Here is a 2,377-nt window from a genome sequence, read left to right as displayed (position 1 = left end):
TGGTCGGGTAAGAGACCGGCATCACTGCCGTTCCCTCCCCTAAGAACCGTGCGTGAGAGTTTCCCCTCACACGGCTCAAGCCTTTCTAAAAGCTCCCGTTCCGGGAACCCGGCTCAAATGGGTAATTCAGGCTATGCAGCCGTTTATGGCAATCTGGGTGCACCATGATTTTTCTGGTGTTGGTTCCGGCAGGGGTATGAACCCTAAAGCCGGTTTCCGACGTGATGAGGTCTCCGCAAACAGGGCAGCAGCGGTTTTGTTTTCTCCACATAACGAGCAGTTTGTCCCGCCCTTTTGTGCTGTGAAGCATCTTTTCGCCCTCGCGTTCCTCAAAATACTCCGCCCAATATTCATCAAACGGATTTGCTTCCGCCACGATTTTCTTAAACCGAATGATTTTCGTGTCGGTGGCGTATTCAAGTCTCGCAAAGGTCTTTACCCCGGCTTTTGTCTCGACCGGTGCTGCGAATGTCCACTGCCGGTTGCCGATGTGATGGAAATATTTCTTTGCCACCCATCGACCGCCTTTTTTCTTGTCATGTCTGCGTTTCGCCCATTGCCACAGGCATTTGTAGATTTCATAATCAACCCTGCCGAACATCACCGAAGAGACAACGTACCGCTGACTGTTCACCCAGCCCCGGATTACGGGATTGAGTTTGCGAATCAGAGTTTCCTGCTTCGTGGATTTGTTGCTCTTGATGATGTCGCGCACCTTGCTCAGAAATGCTTTCATCGACGTCTTTGACGGCTTGATGAGCAGCTTGCCGTTGTATTTGCGAATGTTTTTGCCCAAAAAGTCGAAGCCGTCGCTGATATGCGTAACAAGTGTCTTTTCTTCGGAAAGCTGCAATCCGCGTTCTTTCAGGAACTCCCGCACGATTGGCAGCACTTTTTGCTTCAGAAATTCCGGCGATTCACCCGTGATGATAAAATCATCGGCGTAGCGCACGAAATTCATTTTGGTGAAGTGTTTCTTGCCGTTGACCTTGCGGTCGGGGAGCCGTTCGTGCAAAAGCCGTTCCAGACCGTCCAGTGTCATGTTCATAAGGATGGGGGAAATCGTGCCGCCCTGCGGCGTACCTTCCTCCGTCGGGAACAGACGATGGGTTTCCACAAATCCGCATTTCAGCCATTTTTCAAGAATCTGAGTGTCCATCGGAATATTCTCCAACAGCCATTCGTGACTGATGTGGTCGAAGCAGCCTTTGATATCACCTTCCAGTATCCACTCCGGAGATTTTCCTTTGTTCAGATCGGTGAAGCACTGCTCTATAGCGTCGTGTGTGCTCCGACCGATTCGGAATCCGTAGGAGTTCGGGTCGGCGTAGGTTTCGGCTATCGGTTCCAACGCGAATTTGTAGAGAGTTTGCATGGCGCGGTCCGTCATGGTTGGTATACTAAGCGGACGCATTTTCCCGTTTTTCTTGGGAATGTAAATTCTTCTGAGCGGCTGCGGGGCGTAACCCCGCCGGTTGAGTCTGAATATTGCCTTGAATTTTGCCTGTGACGTCAGCCATAATTCATGGTCTACGCCCGAGGTGTGCTTGCCTGAATTTTCTGTCACACGCTTTACGGCCAAGGCTTTGGCGTAAAACGAGTGGGTCAGCAGCCACTGCAAAGATTTGACCTTGCTGTAGCGGCTTTCCTTTTGAGCCTTTACGATACGCATTTGCAGCTTTTTCACATAAGCGCGGGCGGTTTTCCAGTCTATAGATTCCCAGCTTTGCGCCTTGTCGGAAGATGCACACGGTTTCCCGTTCATTTGCAATTTCCCCCTCTAAAAGTTCTGTAGATTCTCTCGTAAAGAAAGACCGGATGGAAGTCTGCCCGCTTTCGCGTGGAGGATTGCCACACCTCCTGTCCGCCCCCATTGCAGGGGCGGCGTTCGCTTTTTCCATCGCTCCTTACCCGCATTTCCCATAGGCTTTCCTTACGGTCGGCTTTCCGGTTCCCCGGAGAAAATACGGGCTTACCACGTTCCACGTAATAAACAGCGCGGGTTAGGTTCCGCCTCTCCGCCGGCAGTCGTATCGTCCATGTGTCCCCACTATGGAAGGAAACATCCGACTGCACACCTTTTGGCTCAGGCTTGTCAGCAACTTTAGCCTGTTCAACTTTAACGACGTTTATCGGCGATTTACATTACATTAACCATACCGCGCAGCCAAGCTCCCCAGCCGCGTTGTTGCTCGCAGCTTATCGCGTCTACCTCACGGCTTCCGCTTAAGCCCTTTCGGGCGGGGCTGCCTATTCACATCATGCTTCCTCACGGCCGTTACCGGCCGCTTTGGCGATGCAAGGCTACTGCCAATGGAATAGCAGGTTCGGTCACTGCCGAACAATTTAATTACGCGACTTCGTGTCGCACCCAGAG

General features: G+C 51.9%; 1 protein-coding gene. It reads right to left on the bottom strand.

Going from position 1 to position 2,377, the window contains the following annotated elements; genetic code table 11:
* Window positions 1-85 precede the first annotated feature (85 nt).
* Entirely contained in the window at window positions 86-1,765 is a 1,680-nt protein-coding gene (gene ltrA, locus CAFE_RS05780) for a group II intron reverse transcriptase/maturase (protein WP_156990074.1), read from the bottom strand.
* Window positions 1,766-2,377 lie beyond the last annotated feature (612 nt).

Source organism: Caproicibacter fermentans (assembly GCF_009746625.1).
Lineage (GTDB): Bacteria > Bacillota > Clostridia > Oscillospirales > Acutalibacteraceae > Caproicibacter > Caproicibacter fermentans.
The sequence above is the reverse complement of the archived record's forward strand: the minus strand, read 5'-3'. Positions and strand labels throughout refer to the sequence as shown.

Bases quoted from the DNA above. Each gene is read 5' to 3' on its own strand.
- ltrA (WP_156990074.1), bottom strand. From the start codon at position 1,765: ATGAACGGGAAACCGTGTGCATCTTCCGACAAGGCGCAAAGCTGGGAA.